We start from the raw sequence: 19928 nt of genomic DNA on the forward strand, positions 1-19928 counted from the left end.
TGGCTTGCTGCGGGTTCTGGGAGGCGCCGGCGGCGGTTAGACCATGATGTCGCCCCCGTTCGGGTGGAACGTCGCACCGACATAGAAGGCTGCGTCTTCGCAGGCGAGGAGCAGGGCGGTGGGCGTCACCTCCGCCACCAGCCCCTGGCGGCTGATCACCAGTTCAGACTGCTTCTTCGCTGCCCATTCCGGCGGCAGCTTCATGTCGGTATCGAGGGGACCGGGGCAGATCGTGTTGACGGCAATGCCGTCGCGCGTCACCTCGTAGGCGAGGGAGCGGCTGAAGCCGAGAATGCCGGCCTTCGCCGCAGCATAATGGGTCATGCCCTCGGCGCCCTTGTAGGCAATCTGTGACGAGATGTTGACGATCCGCCCGTAGCCCTTGGCGCGCATCGCCGGCAGGGCCGCGCGGGTGCATAGGAAGACGCTCTTCAGGTCGATCCGGAGCATTTCGTCGAAGGTCGCCGACGTCATGTCGACCAGCCGCGACACGGTGACGATGCCGGCATTGTTGACCAAAATGTCGGGGTCGCCGAGCTCCTCGGCGATGGTGCGGAAGGCCTGCTCGACCGACGGCTCGTCGCCAACATCGGCCTCTACCGCGAGGCTGCGCCGCCCCGTCTCGCGAATTCCTGCGGCAACGGCGCGGGCCCCCTCGCCATTGCGGTCGACGATCGCGACATCGGCGCCTTCGCGCGCATAGAGTTCGGCGATGCCGCGTCCAAGACCCGTCGCTGCGCCGGTGACGACGGCGATCCTGCCATCCAGTTTACCCAAGCCTGTGCCTCCTCTTAAATGCTCCGCCGCCCGGTCAGTAGACCTCGGCGTAGCGCCGGCAGATCTCCTCGGGCGTCCAGTCCCGCGCGATCGCAAATTCAGCCGTCTTGTTGGCGAGATAGGCGCCCAGCAGCGGCTTGGGCAGGAAACCCTGTACTGTAGCGTCTGCAGCGAGGGCGGCCATTGCCGCGTCTACGGACGAAGGTAGGCGGGCGATGCTGCGGGCCTCGCGCACGGCAAGCGTCATCGCCTCAGGGTCCTCGCCGACGGTCGGCTCGGGCATGGCGAGGTTCTCGTCGAGGCCCGCGAGACCGGCGCGAATGATCATGGCGAGGGCGAGATAGGGGTTGGCCGTCGCGTCGGCGGCCCGGAACTCGAAGTTGAACTGCCGCGCGGTGGCTTCCTCCGACTGGCCGAAGATCGGGCAGATCCGGATGCCGGCCTCGCGGTCTCGCACGCCGATGTTCGACCAGATGCCGGTCCAGGCATGCGGCACGAGCCGCAGATACGAGACCGGGGACGGGGCGGTAAAGGCGAGCAAAGCCGGCATGTGCCGGACGATGCCGGCTAGGAAGCTGCCGGCCCGGGCACTGACGTCGTGCGGCCCGGAGGGGTCGTGGCTGACCGGATTGCCTGCCTCGTCCCACAGGCTGAAATGGATATGCACGCCGCTGCCGAGGCCGTCCGGCGACAGGCGCGGCGAGAAACTGACGCTGGAATCGAGGCGCCAGGCGGTGGCCCGCGCCATCTCCTTCAGCGTGACGGCCGCGTCGCAGGCGGCGAGTGGCTCCAGCGGCGGCACGGTCACCTCGAACTGGCCGGCGGCGAATTCCGGCAGATAGCTGTCAACCGGGACACCGGCGGCGGTGAGCGCGGCGAGGAAGGTCTCGCCGAACGCGCCGTGCCGCCGGACGGCGTCGAGAGCATAATTGTCGGCGGTCCGGGCATTCGCGCCGGCATAGACAAATTCGTGCTCGAAGGTGGCGCGCAGGGTCAAACCGGTCCGGGCCTTGAGAGCGGCGACCGCCTCCTTCAGCAGCGTGCGCGGACAGCAGTCCCAAGGAGTGCCGTCGGTGTCGTGGACGTCGCAAAGGAAGAAGCGCTCGGCCGGCGTGCCGTCGCCGAAATCGACCTCGACCCTGGTGTCGGGGTCGGGCATCAGCGTCAGGTCGCCGAAGGAGCCCCAGACGGATTCTGCGATCGTGCCGAGGGCTGTGAACATCAGATTTGTCGGGGTCCAGCCGATACCGCCCCTCAGCCGCTGGTCGAGAAGCCGCGAGGGAAAGCCCTTGCCGCGAACCGCGCCAGACAGATCCGTGTAACAGAACATTGTCAGCGGCTCGCGCAGCATGGCCGGGTTCCTTCTGTCTGGCGGGGGAGCGCTGCGATCGTGCACGGGTCAGCCTCCGAAATTATTGGATTTGCGTAGCTTTTCGAGCTCGGCGATCCGATCCTTGGCCGTTTCGCCGAGCGTCTCGACCACGCCGGCGACCAGGATCTCGACCATCGCCAGCCCGCTGGCGCCGCTGTCGAAGGCGCTGGGAATGCTGACTGGGCAAGCGATGCAGAAATTGGCATAGGCGGCGATCGGCGAATACCAGACGTCGGTGATCAGGACGACGGAGGCCCCCAGCGCCGACGCGCCCTTGGCGAATTCAGCCACGTCCTCCTGGTAGCGCCGGAAGTCGAAGACGACGAGCACGTCGCCAGGCCGCACGTCGAGCAGATAGTCAGCCCACGCGGCATTGGAGTCCCGGATGATGCGGGCGCCGGGCCGCAGCTCCCGCATGTAGTGGTGGAAATAGGAGGCGAGCATCCAGCTGAACCGGCCGCCGAGAAAGAAGACGTTGCGCTCGAGGTCGCTGAGCCGGGCGACGATCGTCGCCAGGTCCTCGCGCGAGAGGTTGCGGGCAGCGCCCTCGATATTGCTGCGCAGGGCATCGGAGACCTGCTGTGTCAGGTCGGCCTCGTCGCCGCGCGGCAGCGCCGAATAACGCGTCAGCGGTCCCTGCAGGCGGACATGGATCTCGTTGCGCAGTGCCTCCTGGAAGGTGGCGTAGCTGGTGAAGCCGAGCCGGCCGACGAAGCGCAGGATGGTGGGGCCGCTGGTGCCGGCGCGCTTGGCGAGTCTGGCGACTGTCTCCAGTCCGGCCACGGGATATTCCCCCAGCAGGGCGTGGGCGACCCGCCCCTCCGCATCGGTAAAGCTCGGCAAGGCGCGGCGCACCCGCTCCTGGATCGAGATATCGGGTGCGGCCTCCGCGGAGGATCCGGGGCGATCTGTCGTCATGCGGCGAGCACCCGGGAGGCCGCGACGGCGCGGGGAAATACGTCGGCGAGAAGCGTCGCCCATTGGCGCTGGCCGGCCTCGTCGCCGATGAGATCTTGGCGGATCTCGATCTCGACATAGGGCAGGCCGGGGCCTTCCGCGTGGAGGGGAATGGTATAGTCGGACTCGGCGTTGACACTGTAAGGCTGGTTGCGGCCGACGCACAGATCGGTCTCGTCCTCCAGCAGCGCGATCAGAGGGTCGCCGATGCGCCAGTCCTTGTCGGCGAGAATGCCGATATCCCAGGGGCGCGGTCCCGGTTCGCCGCCGAAGATCGGCGTGCAGCTGTGCATGGCGAAGAGCACCGTCGGCAGCCCGCGCGCCTTGCGGGCGGCGAGCGTCGCCAGGATCTCGTTGTGATAGGGCGCCAGGATCTCTGACTGGCGGGCCACGACCGCGGCCTCGGACAGGCCGCGATTGCCGGGAACCACGGTGCCGTCGCTCTCGGTCATGATCGACTGGGCCATGCCGGGGCGCCGGTTGCAGTCGATGACGAGGCGCGAATAGGGCTGGAAGACGTAGGCGGCATCGAGGGCGCGAGCCAGTCGTGTGGTCACGCCATAGATGCCGATGTCGTAGGCGATGTGGCGGGCAAGTTGCGTCGCGTCGAGGCCGAGCGTACCGAGGGCTGCGGGAATGGCCACGCCGGCATGGTCGGAGACGAACAGGATCGGCGAGGCGCCGCCCGGGTTCTCCACCCCGACCGGGGCTGGGTCGCCGCTTTGCAGCAGTGTATCGATGATGCTCACGTTCCGGCCTCCTCATCCCGCGGTTGGCGGACCCGAAGCCTCTCGAAAGACTCCGGATCCGCCACTTGCGCTTGCGTCAGTTCTGCGGCGTGACTGTCGTGTCGAAGGTCACTTCGCCGTCGACGACCTTCATGATGGCCACCGGCTTGGAAGGCACGCGGCTGCCCTCCTTGTAGGCGATGGTGCCGGTCACGGCCTCGTAGCCATCGGTGCTGGCGAGCGCCTTGGTCACCTCGGCCGGCTCGGCCGAGCCGGCCCGCTCGATCGCGTCGGCGACGAGGCCCATCGCGTCATAGCCGAGCGCGGCGAAGGCGTTCTCCGGCGCATTGCCGTATTCTGCGGTGTAGGCCTTTCGGAATTCGTCGGCCGGTCCGCTGTCGATGCCGGTATAGGCATGGGTGGTGAAGTAGACGTCGGTGGAGAGCTTCGGCCCCGGAACGCTGGTCAGCAGGTCGGTGTCGAAGCCGTCACCGGCCAGGATCGGCGCCGCGATGCCGGCCTCGCGGATCTGCTTGACGATGATCCCGGCGGTGTCGGGACCGGAGGAGGCGAAGACGCCGTCGACGTCGCCGGCCGATTTCAGCCGCGCCACGAGAGCGGAGAAGTCCTGGTCGCTGGTCATGTAGGAATCTTCCAGCGAGACCTCGCCGCCGAGTTCGGTGAACCGCTCCTTGAAGTATTTCGACAGGCCGGTGGTGTAGTCCATGCCGTTGTCGGTCCACGTTGCGATGTTGCGCAGGCCGAGTTTGTCATAGGCATATTCGGCCATGGCGTGCGCTTGCACATCGTCGCCGAAGGGCACCAGGAACATCTGGTCGCCGACCATGGCCGGCAGGTCCGGCGAGGTTGCGCCGGAGGTCACGAACGGCACGCCGGCCGACTGGAACAGCGGCGCGGCTGCCAGCGCGAAGGTGGTGTCGCTCTGGCCGATGCCGGCCGCGAGATTTTCGATGGACAACGCGCGCTTGGCGGCAGTGGCGGTTTCGCCGGTGTCGTTCTTGGTATCCATGGCGTTGACGTCGATCATCCGGCCGCCGAGCAGGCCGCCGGCTTCGTTGATCATCTTCGCCTTGAGCTTAACCCCGTTCAGCGATGGGCCGTCCAGCGATGCGAGACCGCCGCTGGAGACGTTGTAGAGGGCGGCGATGGAGATTGGCTCCTGCGCATGGGCCGGCACGGAAGCGGCCACCGCAATCGCGGCGACGGCAACCGCCGATAGTTTTGATTTCCAGTTCGGCATGGGACTGCTCCTGGCTAGCCGGCTGATCCGGCGGGGGTTTTGGATCGGGAGACAAGGCGCCCAATCCACGCGAACAGGTTGGGCTCGGCGGTGCCGAACAGCCCGGCGGGGCGATAGATCAGCACCAGCAGCACGGCGAGGGCGACGATGATCTGGCTGGCGCCGAAGATCCCGGCGGCTTCCTCGACGGGGCGCAGGATTTCGGTGAACAGTGTCAGTGCAGCCGCGACGATGGCCGCGCCGGTGATTGAGCCAGTGCCGCCCAGGACCACCATGACGACGAGTTGGAAGGCGAGCAGGAAGGAGAAGGAAGACGGGCTGATCAGGGTAACCAGATGCACCCAGAGGCCGCCGGCTATACCGGCAAAAAAGGCGCCGAGGGCGAAGGCGAGGACGCGGGTGCGCGCCACCTTCACGCCGAGGCAGGCAGCGGCGAGCTCGTTCTCACGGATCGCCAGCATGGTGCGGCCGAGGGACGAATGCTTGACCTGCCAGCAGACGTAGATCGTCGCCAGCACGAACAGGAACACCCACCAGAGCGTTGTCTCGGCAGGCAGTCCGCTGAGGCCCAAGGCGCCGCGAGTGATGCCGCGCAGATTCACCGCGAAGCTCTGGACGATGAAGATCAGCCCGAGTGTGGCGACGGCGAGATAATGGCCGCGCAGACGCAGCACCGGAAAGCCAACGATCACGGCTGCTGAGGCTGCGATCACCCCGCCGGCGAGCAGCGCCGGCAGAAACGCCCATTCCTGTGCGACGAGCAACCCTGGCAGATCCGGCAGCATCAGTCCCTTGCGCGCCGACGGCATGACCAGGATGGCAGTGACGTAGCCGCCGATGGTCATGAAGGCGGGATGGCCAAGGGAAAACAGGCCAACGAAGCCGTTGGTGATATTGAGGCTCACCGCCAGGATGACGTTGAGCCCGGCGAACTGGATGATCGATAGGATGTACGGGTCGAAATTGGACCTGGCCGCCCAGACCAGGACCGCGCCGATGGCCGCCATCGCGGCAAAGCGAGGCAGGAAGGTGTCGCGCCCACTCATGCCCGGCCCTCCGTGTTGCGGCCGAGGAAGCCGTTCGGCATCACCAGGAGCACGAGGATCAGCGCTCCGAACACGAAGGCGTTGCGGTAGCCGGAGAATTCGGGCGGCAGCAGTCCGACGAACAGCACCTCCGACAGGCCCAGCACGTAGCCACCGAGCATCGCGCCCGGGATCGAGCCGACGCCGCCGATCACTGCCGCGACGAAGGCCTTCAGGCCGGGCAGCAGCCCCATCAGCGGGCTGATCTGACCGTATTTGCTGCCCCACATCAGCCCGGCCGTGGCGGCGAGGGCGCTGCCGATGGCGAAGGCCATGGTGATCATGCGGTCGATATTGATGCCCATAAGCCGCGCGACGTCATAGTTCTCGGCCGTGGCGCGCATGGCGACTCCGACCTTGGTGAAGCGAACGAAGCAGACCAGGGCGATCATCAGCACGATGGCCAGAACGACGATGACGACGTCGATAACGCGGAAGCTAAGCGATCCGAGAGTCAGGAGCTGGCCGAGATAGGCCGGCACCACGAAGGTGCGCGGCTGGGCGCTGATCGTAATGACCGCGAGGTTCTCGAGGATGATCGCAACGGCGAGCGAGGCGATGAAGCCGGTTACCTGCGGGGCGCCGCGCATCGGCCGGAACGCCGCCCGCTCGATGATGACGCCGGCGAGTGCCCCGACTGCAAGGACGATCGCCACCGCGACAGGGAAGGGGGCATGCGCCACGGCGAGGCTCGCCAGAGTGGCGAAGGCGCCGATGGTGAAGATGTCGCCATGGGCGAAATTGATCAGCCGGACGATGCCGTAGATCATCGAGAAACCGATCGCGATCAGCGCGTACATCGAGCCAAGGATCAGGCCGTTGATGAGCTGGGCAAGAATGTAGGAACCGGTCATCAGGCCGCCCCGAGATAGGCGCGTCGGACGTCGGCGTCCTGCGCGAGTTCCCTGCCGGTGCCCGACAGGACGAGGGAACCAGCCTCCAGGACATAAGCGCGGTCTGCGATGTCGAGGGCCATGGCGGCGTTCTGCTCGACGAGGAGAACGGTAACGCCCTCGCTGCGGATTCGCTCGAGGATCTCGAAGATTTGCTCGACGAGCTGGGGGGCCAGGCCGAGGGAGGGCTCGTCGAGGAGCAGCAGCTTCGGCCGGCTCATCAGCGCACGGCCGATCACCAGCATCATCTGCTCGCCGCCGGAGAGCCGGTCGCCGGGAACGGACCCGCGCGTCTTCAGGATCGGAAACATCGCCTGGATGTCCCGGATTTCTTTCTCGACCGCGGCCTTGTCCTTGCGCAGATAGGCGCCGATCCGCAGATTCTCCGTTACCGTGAGGTTGGCGAAGACCTGCCGCCCCTCCGGACAATGGGAGATGCCGGCGGCGACGATCCCGTCGGCCTTCATCCGGCCGAGATCCAGAGGTTCGGCGCCTTGTTCGGGCGAAAACAGGATCCGGCCGCTCTCGGGGCGCAGCAGGCCGGAGATGGCCGCCAGCGTGGTGGTCTTGCCGGCGCCGTTGGCACCGATCAGCGCGACGATCTCACCCCTTTCGACGGTGAGGTCGATGCCGCGCAGCGCATGGGTGCCGCCGCGCCGAACGTGGAGATCCTCAAGCCGCAGCATCGGTGCCCTTCCTGCGACGGCCGAGATAGGCCTCGATCACCTTCGGGTTGCTCTGGATAACCTCGGGCGGTCCCGAAGCCAGCACCATGCCCTGGTTGACCACGACGATGTGCCGGCACAGGCCCATCACCATCTTCATGTCGTGCTCGACGAGAAGGGTGGTGATGCCGAGTTCGCCGTGGAGACGGCGAATGGTCTCGCCGAGGTCGGCGGTCTCTTGCGGATTCATGCCGGCGGTCGGCTCGTCGAGAAGCAGGAGGCTCGGCTCGGTGGCGAGCGCGCGGGCGAATTCGACCTTGCGCTGGTCGCCATAGGGCAGACTGCCGACGATTTCCTCCGCCCGGCGGGCGAGACCAAGCACCTCGAGGGCCGCCATGGCGCGCTCGCGGATCTCGCGCTCGGCCTTCTGCGCCGAGGGCAGGCGAAGGACGGTGGGCACGAAACCCGGTCCGTGGCGCATGTGAACGCCAACCATCACATTGTCGATGACTGGCAGATCGCGGAACAGGCGAATGTTCTGGAAGGTGCGCGCCATGCCGAGCCGTGCGTTGCGTTCCGGCGGATTGCCGCCGACCGCCTCGCCGCGAAAGCGGATTGCGCCTGAGCTCGGCTTGAGGACGCCGGTGAGAAGGTTGAAGGCGGTCGTCTTGCCCGATCCGTTCGGGCCGATCAGCCCAGCCAGTTCGCCCTCGGACAGCGAGAACGTCACGCCGTCGAGCGCTTTCACGCCTCCGAAATTCTTGCGGAGGTCGTCGACCGTCAGGAGGGCTTCGGATACCGATGGCATTGAGGAAATGTGCCCCGCCAAGCTCATATGCAGGCCGACGCGGCCCGAATATCTTCCATTTGTTAGAAAGCTAGCACGCATATTTCATTTGTTACAAGTCGGCTTCTGCGCTAAAAAAAGGCTTGCCCGCCGCGAAGGCAAAAGCCTCGGCGAAATGCGACCAGAGGAGTGGGGATGACGATCTACAGTCGGGAAATTCCGGTGGTTCGGGAGCAGACGGCGCTTCTGTTCATCGACGTTCAGAACTACACGGCGCACCGGGATGGCGGGGAATTCAGTGGATCCGGCGGGCCGGGTGCCTCCGAGCGGGACTATTATTTCGAACGGATGGAAAACCTCGCTCTGCCGAACATGCAGCGGCTTCAGGCGGAATGTCGGGCGGCCGGCGTCGAGGTGCTCTACACGCTGATCGAAAATCTCACCGCCGACGGCCGCGACCGCAGCCTCGACTACAAGATCTCCGGCATCGACGTGCCGAAGGGCTCCTGGGATGCACTGGTCGCCGAAGCCATCGCGCCGGGGTCGGACGAGATCGTCCTTCCGAAGACCTCCTCCAGCGTCTTCATCTCCACAAATATCGATTACGTGCTGCGCAATCTTGGTGTGAAGCAGCTGATCCTGTGCGGGGTCGTGTCCGACCAGTGTGTCGAATCAGCGGTCCGCGACGCCTGCGACCTGGGCTATCTCGTGACCCTTGTGCCGGACGCCTGCGCCACCTTCACCGAGGAACGCCAGCAGGCCTCGGTGAAGGCGATCGCCGGCTATTGCCGCCAGCGCACGACGGACGAGCTTCTAGCCGAACTGAGGGCGGAAGCCTGATGGAACTGCGCGACCTCGGGCGGGTGCTGGTCACCGGCGCCGCCGGCTTCGTCGGTGCGGCCCTGGTCGAGACCCTGCGCGCCGATGGTATCGTGGTGACAGCCTCCGATGTCGGGGCGCCTAGCGGGGCCGGCCTCGTGCCGTGCGACATCACCGATGGCAACGCCGTCGCCGCCCTGGTGGCGGGCAGCGCGCCCAACACGATCATCCATTGTGGAGCGGTCTCCGGCCCGATGGTCATGGACGACCGGCCCTTGGATATCTGGCGCATCAATGCCCTGGGCACGGCGCATGTGCTGGAAGCAGCCCGGCGACAAGGAGTCGGCCGTGCAATCGTCTGCTCGACGAGCGAGGTTTATGGCAGCCGCAACGAAGGGGTCGTCGATGAGCAAACCCGGCCCGAGCCCGACAATGTCTATGGTGCCAGCAAGATGGCGGCCGAGCAGGCGGTGATCGGCTACCGCCGGGAGCACGGCCTCGACGCAGCCGCGATCCGCCTCTCGTGGATTTACGGGCCAGGCCGCCGGACGCCGACCAAGCTCGAACGCGTCCTGAAGAATGGCCTCTGCGGCCGGCCGACGGTTCTGGACGGCCGGCCTGAGGACGTGACGCACTACCTCTTTCTGGACGATGCCGTGCGCGGCCTCGTCTGCGCCGCCACGGCCCGATCGCCGCATTGGGCCGTCTACAATGTCACGGCCGGCAAGGGCAGCACGCTCGCAGACACCATCGACGCGATCCGTGCGGTATTGCCCGATTTGAAGGTGGCGTTCGGAGGGACCGACGCGGCGAAGGGCGGTCCGGCGGGCTTCGACACCGCTCGCGCGGCCAGCGCGCTCGGCTATCGTCCCCAGACAGATTTCGCCACGGGTATCCGCCGTACCGTCGAGGCACTCCGCCGGTCGTCGGACGCGAACTGGCGGTGAAGTTTGCAAGGTCAACCTTATGGCGCCGCTGGTCCTGCTTCCCACGATTGCGGTGACGGAGGCCTTCTCTTGCAAACCGACATTTCTTTGCGATTGTCTGCCGCGGCCGAGGCCAAAGAGCGATGCTGCATGTCGCGGACTGTTGCCGTCCAGATGAATGACGGATGGCGGCATCCCCTTTCACGGCAAACTTTCTCGGCCGCCCTCCTGAAAGAAGCAAACTCTCGTCATGGGCAGGATTTGCACCGCTGCGGTCGACCGAATTGCCGCTGCTTCTTTCGTCTCCCTATGTGTATGCATTGAGCATGCCATGGGGTATGCAGATGACTATGTTTTATTTAGCCAACGGAGCGGCTTCCCACGATGGCGCCTGCGAAAATTTCTGCTAGTCGCGTCGACGGCATCTGCACAGCGATCCGCCGGGCGATCATCGAGCGTGCCTTGGCGCCGGGTGACAAGCTGCCTGAAGACGCGCTCGGCGAACGTTTTGGTGTCAGCCGCACGATTGCCCGCCAGGCGCTGGGGCAACTCGCGGCCGAGGGATTGGTGGATCTGCGGCGCAACCGGATTGCGGTGGTCGCCACGCCGACCTTCGAGGAAGCGCGCGACACCTTCGATATCCGCGTCGAGCTCGAGCGACTGGTCGTCAAGCATCTGGCCGGTCGGCTGACCCGCGATCAGGCGGACGAGCTGAATGCGCATATCGCGAAGCAGGACAAGGCCGCCGCTGGCCCCGAGGCCGCTTCGATCCGTCTAGCCACAGACTTCCACGTCCTGTTGGCGCGCATGACCGGAAAGCCCATCCTCATCCGCTATGTTAGCGAGGTAGCCTATCGCAGTGGCTTGTCGCTCACGCTCTATGGTCGGCCCCATTCGCCCAAATGCGCCGTCGACGAGCATCGCAATCTGGTGAAATCCCTCGTGGGGGGAGACCGCGAGGAAGCGATGCGCCTCATGACCGGCCATCTGGAAGCCGTCGCCGCGCGTGCATTCCTTCCTGACGGGGACGCGAAGGCGAAGACCCTGATCGAGATCCTGGCACCTTACGTTGACGGCTGATCCACCCCAGTCGACGCCCACGCGCGCGATTGGAAACCGGTGACGGCGCAAATTTCTCCGCGGCGCCGTTGCATCGATGAGTCTTTCGCGTACAGTTAAAGGATAGAAGTGCCTACGAAACAGATAGGCATCTGCATGCGGATATTTCGGGCAGGCACTGCGAGACGAGATCCCTCTTTCCCATTCCACGCGGCAAAAAATGCCGGCTCACCCCAGTAAACGAGACAGGAGAACGTGTATGATCCGGACCAAGATCCTCGCAGCAGCCGCGGCATTGCTGCTCGTTTCGGGCCCCTCGCTAGCCGAGACGCTCACCGTCGGCGCCAATGTCGGCAACGTCCCGTGGGAATTCCAGGACGAAAAATCCGACATCGTCGGCTTCGAGGTCGACCTGGCCAACGAAGTCGGCAAAAGACTCGGCTACGAAGCGGTCAAGTTCGAGAACATCCCCTTCAATGGTCTGTTCTCTGCAGTCCAGTCCGGCCGGATCGACGTGGCGGTCTCGTCGATCACGATCACCGACGAGCGGCTGAATTCGGTCTCCTTCGCGCAGCCCTACTACGACAGCGACCAGTCCTTGGCCGCCCGCACCGATTCCGACGTCAAGAGCAGCGCCGACCTGAAGGGCAAGTCGGTCGGCGTGGACACCGGATCGACCGGCGACATTTACGCGACCGAACGCTCCGACGCCTGGGGGCTGTCCGGTATCAGCCGCTACGAGGGCCTCGCTCCGGCCATGCTCGATCTGGCTGCTGGCCGGATCGACGGCTACGTCTCGGACATCCCGGCCGTCGCCTATTATCTCAAGGACAAGCCCGAAATGACCGTCATCGAACGTCTGAAGACGGGCGAGCAGTATTCCATGATGTTCGCCAAGGACAGCGAACTGGCTGCCAAGGTCAATGAGGTGATCGGGACGCTGAAACAGGAAGGCTTCATCGCCGGCCTGCACGAGAAATGGTTCGGCACCAAACCCGAAGATACGACCAGCACCGTCGAAGTGCGCGACATGCCGAAGCCGAAGTCGTAGCCGGCTCCAGCCCGAGCCTCGCCGGCGGTCTCTCAGCCGGCGGGCCCTTTCGTCCGGCCAAGAGTTTCAGATCCGATGGACATCGTTGCGACGTTCTTCAACATCGACGTCCTGATCCGCTACTTTCCGCTTCTGCTGGAGGGGCTCTGGCGAACGGTCACCCTCGGCGCACTGTCGATCGTCCTCGGACTTGTCGGCGGCCTGGTCCTGGCGATGCTGCGACTTTACGGCGGGGCATTGCTTCGGTTCGTCGTGATTGCCTATGTCGACGTCTTCCGTGCGCTGCCGGTTCTGGTGTGGCTGGTGATCGTCTACTACGCGCTCCCCTTCGTCGGGATTCGTCTTTCGGCTTTCGCCTCGGCGACGACGGCGCTGACCATGATTTCCAGTGCCTATACGGCGGAAATCTACCGCGCTGGGATCGAGGCGATCCCGCGCGGCCAGTTCGAGGCGGCACAGTCAATCGGTCTGGGGCAATGGCACCTGATGCGCGACGTGGTGCTGCCGCAGGCGATCCGGATTGTCATTCCGCCGCTCACGAACAACTCCATCAATGTCATGAAGGATACCGCGCTCGCCTCCGTCGTGGCGTTGCCGGACCTATTGAAGCAGGCGACGCAGGCCCAAGCGCTGGCGGCCAATCCCACTCCGCTGATCGGCGCGGCGCTTCTGTATCTGCTTTTACTTCTGCCGCTGGTGCGGCTCGTCGCCGTATTCGAGGCACGCTACGCCAAGCGGGGAGGGCGCTGATGGCAGACCGCGACGCCACTTCGGGCCCGATCATTTTGATGCGCGGTGTCGGCAAGCGGTTCGGAAAGTTCGAGGCGCTTAAAGGCGTCGATCTGGAGGTTGCCGTCGGGGAGGTCGTGGTGCTGCTCGGACCCTCGGGCTCGGGGAAGTCGACGCTGATCCGCTGTATCAACCTTCTGGAAGAATATGATTCCGGTGAGGTTTTCGTCGATGGCATTCGGGTGGAAAAGGGCCCGCATTTGCAGAGCGTGCGCCAGGAAGTTGCAATGGTCTTCCAGGCCTTCAATCTGTTTCCGAACCACACCGTGCTCGATAATGTCGCGCTTGGCCCCGTCCGGGTCCGCAAGCTGTCCTGGGAGGATGCAAGGGCGAGGGCAGCCCGGCTGCTCGATCGGGTCGGTATCGCCGAGCAGGCTGACAAATATCCCAGCCAGCTTTCCGGCGGACAGCAGCAACGGGTCGGCATTGCCCGGGCGCTGGCGATGGAGCCGCGCATCCTGTTGTTCGACGAACCGACTTCGGCGCTCGATCCGGAAATGGTCGGCGAGGTGCTCGACGTCATCAAGCGGCTGGCCGGGGACGGGGTCACCATGTTGCTGGTGACCCATGAGATGGGCTTCGCCCGCCAGGTGGCGGATCGCATCGTCTTCATGGAGGCTGGCGAAATCAAGGAGATCGCGAAGCCCGACGTGTTCTTCACCCAAACCCGCAACGAACGAGCCCGCGCCTTCCTCGACGCGGTGCTCAATCATTGACCGGCTTATCCTGACGACGGCCCACAGATGGAGCGATCCGGTTGTTCCCGACCCTTCGTCCGGCACACGCCAAGTATGACACGTTTGAAAAGGCTTGATATGGCTCTCGATATCGATTTCGCCCGATCCCAGTTCCCGGCCCTCGCCGGCGAGTGGGTGTTCATGGATAATGCCGGCGGCAGCCAGGTCCTTTTGCGCGTCGCCGAGCGGGTGTCCGACTACCTCCTGACCTCGAACGTCCAGACAGGAGCCACCTACGCGCCAAGCCAGCATTCGACCGAGCGGGTGCGCGAGGCGCGCGGGGCTTTCGCCCGCTTCGTCAATGCCGCCGATCCGGCCGAGATCGTCATGGGCGCCTCGACGACCATGCTGATCCGTATTCTGTCCGAGGCGATGACCGGAAAGCTGAAGTCCGGCGACGAGATCATCGTCACCAACACCGACCACGAGGCCAATATCGGCCCCTGGCTCAAGCACGAGGCCCGCGGCGTCACGATCAAGGTCTGGCGCTGCAATCGCGAGACGCTCGACCTCGACCTGGGAGATCTGCGAGCTTTGATGAGCGACCGGACCAAGCTGGTCTGCGTCACCCACGCTTCCAACATCCTCGGCACGATCAACCCGATCGCCGACATCGCGGAGATCGTACATGAAGCGGGCGCCGAACTTTGCGTCGACGCGGTCGCTTATGCGCCACACCGGGCCATCGACGTCCAAGCGCTGGGTGCCGACTATTACGTCTTCAGCGCCTACAAGGTATTCGGACCGCATTTCGGGGTGATGTGGGGCAGCAAGGACAAGCTCCTCGAACTCGACAACGTCTACCACTTCTTCTTCGGCAAGGACTCCGTGCCGCACAAGTTGGAGCCGGGAAACATCAACTACGAACTGGCGCACGGCTCGGTCGGCGCGATCGACTATGTCGAGGAGCTTGGCCGTATGGCCGGGGCAGGTCCCGGACGGCCGGCGATCGAGGCCGGCTTTGCCGACATCGCCGAGCAGGAGCGGGCGATTACCGCGCGGCTGCTGGATTTCCTCGACGGTCGCAATTCGATCCGCATCGTCGGCCGGCGAACGAGCGCCATCGAAGAGCGTGTCGCGACGGTAAGCTTCACCGTCGGCAATCGTCACGCCAAGGCGATTGTCGACCAGATCGACCCGCACCGGATCGGTATTCGCCACGGGGACTTTTACGCCCGGCGCCTGATCGAGGATCTCGGCCTGATGGGGCAGGGCGGCGTGGTTCGCGTTTCCATGGTCCACTACAACACGCTCGCCGAGGTCGATCGGCTGATTGCCGCGCTCGAGCCGGCACTCTAGCCGGCCGGCCACAAGCCGTCGTACGCCCCCTGTCTTCGAGTTTTTCTGATGCGCTTTGATCTCGTCATCCTGAACGGCACCGTCGCCACCGCGTCCGACGTTTTCTCGGCAGACATCGGAATCAAAGACGGTGTCATCGCGCAGATCGGCGGCGATCTTGCCGACGCGGCCGAAACCATCGACGCCTCCGGCAAATATGTCCTGCCGGGCGGCATCGACAGCCATGTCCATATCGCCCAGCCGTCTGGCGAAGGCATCGTCATGGCCGACGATTTCGAGAGCGGCACGCGCTCGGCGCTGATGGGTGGCAATACCACGATCATGCCCTTCTGCCTGCAGGAAAAGGGGCGGCCGCTGCGCGAGGCGCTGAAAGCCTATCACGCCCTCGCCGAGGGCCAGTGCTACACCGACGTCAGCTTCCACCTGATCGTTTCCGACCCGTCCGACGCCGTGCTCGGTCAGGAACTGCCAGCGCTGGTCGAGGACGGCTACACCTCTTTCAAGGTGTTCATGACCTACGAGGACCTGCGGCTCAGCGACGGTCAGATCCTCGCCACCATGGACGTTGCCCGGCGGACCGGCGCGCTGGTGATGGTTCATTGCGAGAATGAGGATGCGATCCGCTATCTGATCGGCCGACACGAAGCCGAGGGTAACGTCGCGCCGACGGCCCACGCATCGACCCGGCCCATCGCCGTCGAGCGAGAGGCGACGCACCGCGCCGTCTCGCTGGCCGAGGTCGCTGACGTGCCGCTGGTCATCGTTCATGTCTCGAACCGGGAATCCATGGAGGAGATCGAGCGGGCACGCAAACGCGGCCGCAAGGTGATCGGCGAGACGTGTCCGCAATATCTGATGCTGACGTCCGCCGATCTAGACGGCATGGATTGGGAGGGAGCCAAGTTTGTCTGCTCGCCACCGCCGCGCGATGTCACCAGCCAGGAGGCCTGCTGGGACGGCCTTGAGCGCGGCGTCTTCGATCTGTTTTCCTCCGACCATTGCCCGTTTCGCTACGACGATACGGCCGGAAAGCTGAATCCCAAGGGCGCCAAGAACTTTCGGCATATCCCGAACGGCATTCCAGGCGTCGAGACACGGCTGCCGATCCTGTTCTCCGAAGGCGTGCTGACCGGTCGGATCGATCTGTCGCGCTTCGTGGCGCTGACGGCAACCAACCAGGCGAAGATCTATGGCCTGTATCCGCGAAAGGGCACGATCGCGGTCGGCGCCGACGCCGACATCGCGATCTGGAATCCGGGGATAACCCGCTGCGTGCGTCATGCCGAACTGCACGACGGCGCCGACTATTCGCCCTATGAAGGACTGGAACTGACCGGCTGGCCGATCACCGTCGTGCTGGGCGGCAAAGTGATGGTGCGTGACGGAAAACTGGTCGGAAAGAGGGGCGATGGCCGCTATCGCTCGCGAAGCCGTTCGGCCCTTCTCGATGGCCGGAGCCCGGTTCTGGGGTGAAAAGCGGCGAGACGTTGACCTGCGATGCCGTCGGAAAAATGGTCGTGCGATCACGTGGGCCTCGGCACGGCCCGTACCAGGTGGGCAATCCGCGCTCGCGGTCGGCCGAGCCCATGATCCGTTGACAGGATGGCGCCGCGCGAGCCTTCATCGCTGATGGAAACATGGCGTCACGATCTTTTCTCGCTCTCCCTGTTCATCCAGATAAGCGAGGCGCGCAGCATCACTCGCGCCGCGGAGCAAATGAACGTCGCCACCTCTGCGGCGAGTCGCCCTTCTGGAGGACGAGGCCGGGCTGCCGCTGCTAATTCGTAAGCCGCATGGCGTCGAGTCGACCATAGCCGGTCTGCTCGTGCTGCGTTATGCGCGCGACGTCATGCATCTTGGCCGGCAACTTCGGGACGCGCTGCGCGCGCTGTGCGCGGATTTTCCGGCGGAGTATCACCGCGCGCACGGCGCCGCCGAGACCTATCCCGAGGAATTCGGCGGCTCCGGCCTGGGCCTCATCGAGGCGTCGATTGTTGTGGAGGAAATCAACCGGGCAGAGGGGGAACGCGGGCCACTGCCACGGTCAGATGTACAATATGGGCACCTTGCCGCCGTTTCCATCTCGTTGAGCGCCAGAACCGAATGGGCATAGGTGCCACCAGCGCCCATCTCGGCGGCGACCCAGATCGCTTCCATAATCTCGACTTCGGTCGCCTTATGCCGCAGTGCCGCCTTCGTGTAGCCCTTGATGCAATAGGGGCACTGGGTGACATGGGCGGGCGACGGCGATCAACTGCTTGGTCTTTGCATCGAGAGCGCCATCGGCGAACACAGTCTGACTGAACACCTTGAACACCTCTTCAGCGTCCGGCGTCAGCGCCTTGCGGCGCTGTGCCAACGCATTGGTGCTCGTCGGGTATAGCAAATCGGACATGAGTGTTTCTCCTGCATTTTCCTAGCGGTAACCGATATTCATAACGTAGTCGCGCAGCAGGTTCTCTTCCTGCTGGACCTCTTGCAGCAGCATTTGAAGGACATCGCGGGCGTTCAGAACACCCAGCGGCTTGCCGTCCGGATCGAGAATCGGGACGTTCTTGAAGCCGCGGGTCTTCATGAGCTCCCAGACCTCGTGCAGCCAGCCATCGGCGCCCGCGGTGGTTACATCGCGGGTCATCGACTCGACCACCGGCGCGGTGCAACTGGCACCCGCGCAGCGTCCGGTCTGACGCACGACATCGGTCTTGGTGAGCACCCCGGCCAGCCGGCCTTCGGCGTCGCAGACCAGCAGCATGTCACGGCCGTTGTCCAAAAGCCTTGCCGCCTGTAGGAGCACCGCGTCCAATTCGATGCAGAAAAGGCGCTGGCGTGCGGCGGACATAAGCCTCTGGATTAACATTATGGCCTCCTATTCGGACCGGTGCGATGCGGGAAACCGCCACGATGCCGACCGCAGCGCCGGCGGGTCGATCCTGCGGCATTCACATCTTCTCCTCGACGATACGGTCGTCCTTGACGCCAAGGTCGTGCAGCGCCTCGCGCACCGCATCCATCATCGGTGGCGGGCCGCAGAGATAGCAGCGACGCTCTGGTTCGACGAACTGGCGCAAATAATCCCGATCAAGTCTCTGTTGGGGGACGCTGGTGCCGCGCTCGTCCGCAACGAAGGCGGTTCTCAGCCCCTTCATCGCCTCGAACCTGTCGCGCCAGATGATGTCGGCTTCGGTCTTGTTGGCAAAGACCAGCGTCGATCCCTCAAGTGTTCCGTGGTCGTGCAACCGTTTGCGCAACACCGCGATCATTGGTGTGATCCCCGCCCCACCGGCGATAAACACGCCCGGTCCCTGATCCGAGATTGCGCCGAACGGTCCTTTGATTTCTACCTCGTCGCCCGCTTTCATCACACTGATCTGCTCGGTCACGCCATGGTGGTCGGGATAGGACTTGATGATGAACTCCAAAGTCGGCTCATGCGGTAAGGTCACCGGGGTAAAGGGGCGGCCCTCGTCTTCCCAGCCATCCTTGAGAAGACGCAGTTCCACTCCTTGGCCCGGGCTGTATTCGAACTCTTCAGGCCGGTCGAAAACCAGATGATGCGTATCGTGCGTGACCGGCTCGATATGTTTCAGTGTCATTCGAAATTTCATGGGGCGCCTCCTTCTTCTCTAGGCCGACCGATGCCGCCGCCGTCCGGGCCCTTTGCAGCGTGCGCGCGAACGGACGTCATCTTCAATCACGACCTCGGAACGCCGCGATCAGCAGCAGGATCATCAGGATCCCATGGATAGACGTGCACCGCCTTGACGCTCGCATAGATTATCCCCGGATCGGAACCGTGAACGTAGTCTCAAACCAGTTGTCAGATTCGGTTGCAGGGGGATCAACCGACCCTTCTCGACGTCTCGGGCAGCGGCAGCTTGCCAAAATCGATTGCGCTGCATGTGAGGATCGTTCCGCTTTCATCGACGGTCATGCGGACCCGGCGGCTCGCCGCAAAGAACGTCAGCCGGATCTTGCCCGCGTCTTCGTCCTCGCCGCGCTCGAACCGGCTGGTGATCGTGCCGTCGCGCATACCCTGTTTCAGATCATCCGCGTCGATCCGGAACGCTTTGGCGAGCACATCGGCGTCGATCTCGATCGCGTCATCGGCAAAAGCGATGTGAGTCATTGGCCTTCTCCACTTCTTCGCGCTTCATAGGGCTCACGCAGCCGCGATCAACGATCCATCTGGTTCGTCGCCGGGCCAGGCGCAGTCCGCCACCGTTGTCCGGTCAAGCTCCGTCATAAAGGCCCCACGCGCAGCGGCGAGTTTGGGTTTCAGGCGGCACCGCGGTTGCAGCACACAAGTGCCGCCATCCGCACGAAAACACTCGACGATGGCGAAACGCTGCTCGAGGTGGCGCACAACCTCGCCGACCGTGATCGCATGTGCCGGCCGCGCCAGCCGTAATCCGCCACTCCTGCCGCGCTGCGCCCGGACAAAGCCGCCGCGACCGAGATCCTGCACCACCTTGGCCAAATGATGCTGAGAGATCGCGAACTCCTCGGCGATCTGTCCGGTCGAGATCGACTCGTCCGGCGCTCCTGCCAGCCGCATCAGAACCCGCAAGCCGTAGTCGGTGAATGACGCCAGTCGCATCGGTGCTCCTTAAAATGGTGTTGACAATACGAAATATACGGAAAGATAATGCGTATTGCAAATTCCTATTAAGGATGGCTTCGGACAGCCGAAGCTCCGAGCGGGTGGATGTGATGAGCCGATCCG

At 64.4% G+C, this 19928-nt stretch carries 23 protein-coding genes and 1 pseudogene; 10 read left to right on the top strand and 14 right to left on the bottom strand.

The annotated features are described in order from the left end of the window. Nucleotides 1-36: 36 nt before the first annotated feature. The 9 genes from VQ045_RS13535 to VQ045_RS13575 form a co-directional block, all read right to left on the bottom strand. Nucleotides 37-777 carry an SDR family NAD(P)-dependent oxidoreductase gene (locus VQ045_RS13535; RefSeq protein ID WP_331830476.1) on the bottom strand — a complete coding sequence of 247 codons (741 nt, stop codon included), beginning with the start codon at nt 775-777 and terminating at the stop codon, nt 37-39. A 34-nt stretch (nt 778-811) separates the two neighbouring features. Beyond that, a complete protein-coding gene (locus tag VQ045_RS13540) occupies nt 812-2128 on the bottom strand; it encodes a glutamine synthetase family protein (protein WP_331830477.1) in 1317 nt (438 codons plus the stop codon). A gap of 48 nt (nt 2129-2176) precedes the next feature. Further along, complete coding sequence (locus tag VQ045_RS13545; protein ID WP_331830478.1) at nt 2177-3067, bottom strand: MurR/RpiR family transcriptional regulator; 891 nt, start codon at nt 3065-3067, stop codon at nt 2177-2179. Continuing rightward, nucleotides 3064-3855, bottom strand: coding sequence for an N-formylglutamate amidohydrolase (locus tag VQ045_RS13550; protein WP_331830479.1), 792 nt, complete (start codon nt 3853-3855; stop codon nt 3064-3066). Before VQ045_RS13550 ends, VQ045_RS13545 begins: the two co-directional genes overlap by 4 nt. Before the next feature lie 76 nt (nt 3856-3931). Beyond that, nucleotides 3932-5095 carry an ABC transporter substrate-binding protein gene (locus VQ045_RS13555; protein WP_331830480.1) on the bottom strand — a complete coding sequence of 388 codons (1164 nt, stop codon included), beginning with the start codon at nt 5093-5095 and terminating at the stop codon, nt 3932-3934. A gap of 14 nt (nt 5096-5109) precedes the next feature. Continuing rightward, the gene (locus VQ045_RS13560) at nt 5110-6141 is read right to left on the bottom strand and encodes a branched-chain amino acid ABC transporter permease (protein WP_331830481.1); all 1032 of its coding nucleotides are present in this window, start codon (nt 6139-6141) and stop codon (nt 5110-5112) included. Continuing rightward, nucleotides 6138-7034 (bottom strand): branched-chain amino acid ABC transporter permease, encoded by an 897-nt coding sequence (locus VQ045_RS13565; protein ID WP_327625788.1) that lies wholly within the window; start codon nt 7032-7034, stop codon nt 6138-6140. Before VQ045_RS13565 ends, VQ045_RS13560 begins: the two co-directional genes overlap by 4 nt. Continuing rightward, nucleotides 7034-7759: an ABC transporter ATP-binding protein gene (locus VQ045_RS13570; RefSeq protein ID WP_331830482.1), complete on the bottom strand. Its 726-nt coding sequence runs from the start codon at nt 7757-7759 to the stop codon at nt 7034-7036. The genes VQ045_RS13565 and VQ045_RS13570 overlap by 1 nt, the downstream gene beginning before the upstream one ends. Continuing rightward, nucleotides 7746-8546 carry an ABC transporter ATP-binding protein gene (locus tag VQ045_RS13575; RefSeq protein ID WP_331830483.1) on the bottom strand — a complete coding sequence of 267 codons (801 nt, stop codon included), beginning with the start codon at nt 8544-8546 and terminating at the stop codon, nt 7746-7748. The genes VQ045_RS13570 and VQ045_RS13575 overlap by 14 nt, the downstream gene beginning before the upstream one ends. Nucleotides 8547-8720: 174 nt before the next feature. Here VQ045_RS13575 and VQ045_RS13580 point away from each other — a divergent pair, with 174 nt between their 5' ends. The 10 genes and pseudogenes from VQ045_RS13580 to VQ045_RS13620 all read left to right on the top strand — a co-directional run. Then, nucleotides 8721-9365: an isochorismatase family cysteine hydrolase gene (locus VQ045_RS13580; RefSeq protein WP_331830484.1), complete on the top strand. Its 645-nt coding sequence runs from the start codon at nt 8721-8723 to the stop codon at nt 9363-9365. After that, nucleotides 9365-10291, top strand: a complete 927-nt coding sequence (locus VQ045_RS13585; RefSeq protein ID WP_331830485.1) for an NAD-dependent epimerase/dehydratase family protein — start codon at nt 9365-9367, stop codon at nt 10289-10291. The genes VQ045_RS13580 and VQ045_RS13585 overlap by 1 nt, the downstream gene beginning before the upstream one ends. Before the next feature lie 363 nt (nt 10292-10654). Continuing rightward, on the top strand, nt 10655-11350 hold the full coding sequence (locus tag VQ045_RS13590) for a GntR family transcriptional regulator (RefSeq protein ID WP_331830486.1): 696 nt from the start codon (nt 10655-10657) through the stop codon (nt 11348-11350). A gap of 238 nt (nt 11351-11588) precedes the next feature. Further along, entirely contained in the window at nt 11589-12380 is a 792-nt protein-coding gene (locus tag VQ045_RS13595; RefSeq protein ID WP_331830488.1) for a transporter substrate-binding domain-containing protein, read from the top strand. Between the two features lie 75 nt (nt 12381-12455). After that, the gene (locus VQ045_RS13600) at nt 12456-13130 is read left to right on the top strand and encodes an amino acid ABC transporter permease (RefSeq protein ID WP_331830490.1); all 675 of its coding nucleotides are present in this window, start codon (nt 12456-12458) and stop codon (nt 13128-13130) included. Next, entirely contained in the window at nt 13130-13885 is a 756-nt protein-coding gene (locus tag VQ045_RS13605) for an amino acid ABC transporter ATP-binding protein (RefSeq protein WP_331830491.1), read from the top strand. The genes VQ045_RS13600 and VQ045_RS13605 overlap by 1 nt, the downstream gene beginning before the upstream one ends. Nucleotides 13886-13984: 99 nt before the next feature. Then, nucleotides 13985-15205 carry a cysteine desulfurase-like protein gene (locus VQ045_RS13610; RefSeq protein ID WP_331830492.1) on the top strand — a complete coding sequence of 407 codons (1221 nt, stop codon included), beginning with the start codon at nt 13985-13987 and terminating at the stop codon, nt 15203-15205. Nucleotides 15206-15253: 48 nt separating this feature from the next. Then, nucleotides 15254-16678 carry a dihydropyrimidinase gene (hydA, locus tag VQ045_RS13615; protein WP_442879868.1) on the top strand — a complete coding sequence of 475 codons (1425 nt, stop codon included), beginning with the start codon at nt 15254-15256 and terminating at the stop codon, nt 16676-16678. Between the two features lie 156 nt (nt 16679-16834). After that, complete coding sequence (locus VQ045_RS22015; RefSeq protein WP_442879869.1) at nt 16835-16993, top strand: LysR family transcriptional regulator; 159 nt, start codon at nt 16835-16837, stop codon at nt 16991-16993. A gap of 61 nt (nt 16994-17054) precedes the next feature. Continuing rightward, nucleotides 17055-17274: pseudogene (locus tag VQ045_RS13620) on the top strand (acyl-CoA dehydrogenase family protein); the annotation flags it as partial. A 107-nt stretch (nt 17275-17381) separates the two neighbouring features. On the opposite strand, the gene VQ045_RS13625 reads toward VQ045_RS13620, so the two are convergent. The 5 genes from VQ045_RS13625 to VQ045_RS13645 all read right to left on the bottom strand — a co-directional run bounded on the left by VQ045_RS13625 (nt 17382) and on the right by VQ045_RS13645 (nt 19802). Beyond that, complete coding sequence (locus VQ045_RS13625; protein WP_331830494.1) at nt 17382-17600, bottom strand: hypothetical protein; 219 nt, start codon at nt 17598-17600, stop codon at nt 17382-17384. A 21-nt stretch (nt 17601-17621) separates the two neighbouring features. Next, nucleotides 17622-18044 carry a CBS domain-containing protein gene (locus VQ045_RS13630; RefSeq protein WP_331830495.1) on the bottom strand — a complete coding sequence of 141 codons (423 nt, stop codon included), beginning with the start codon at nt 18042-18044 and terminating at the stop codon, nt 17622-17624. Between the two features lie 100 nt (nt 18045-18144). Continuing rightward, nucleotides 18145-18810 (bottom strand): FAD-binding oxidoreductase, encoded by a 666-nt coding sequence (locus VQ045_RS13635; protein WP_331830496.1) that lies wholly within the window; start codon nt 18808-18810, stop codon nt 18145-18147. A 233-nt stretch (nt 18811-19043) separates the two neighbouring features. Continuing rightward, entirely contained in the window at nt 19044-19331 is a 288-nt protein-coding gene (locus VQ045_RS13640; RefSeq protein WP_331830497.1) for a DUF6522 family protein, read from the bottom strand. A gap of 33 nt (nt 19332-19364) precedes the next feature. Beyond that, nucleotides 19365-19802: an RrF2 family transcriptional regulator gene (locus VQ045_RS13645; RefSeq protein ID WP_331830498.1), complete on the bottom strand. Its 438-nt coding sequence runs from the start codon at nt 19800-19802 to the stop codon at nt 19365-19367. Nucleotides 19803-19928 lie beyond the last annotated feature (126 nt).

It is taken from the genome of Aurantimonas sp. E1-2-R+4 (assembly GCF_036549515.1).
Classification (GTDB): domain Bacteria; phylum Pseudomonadota; class Alphaproteobacteria; order Rhizobiales; family Rhizobiaceae; genus Aurantimonas; species Aurantimonas coralicida_A.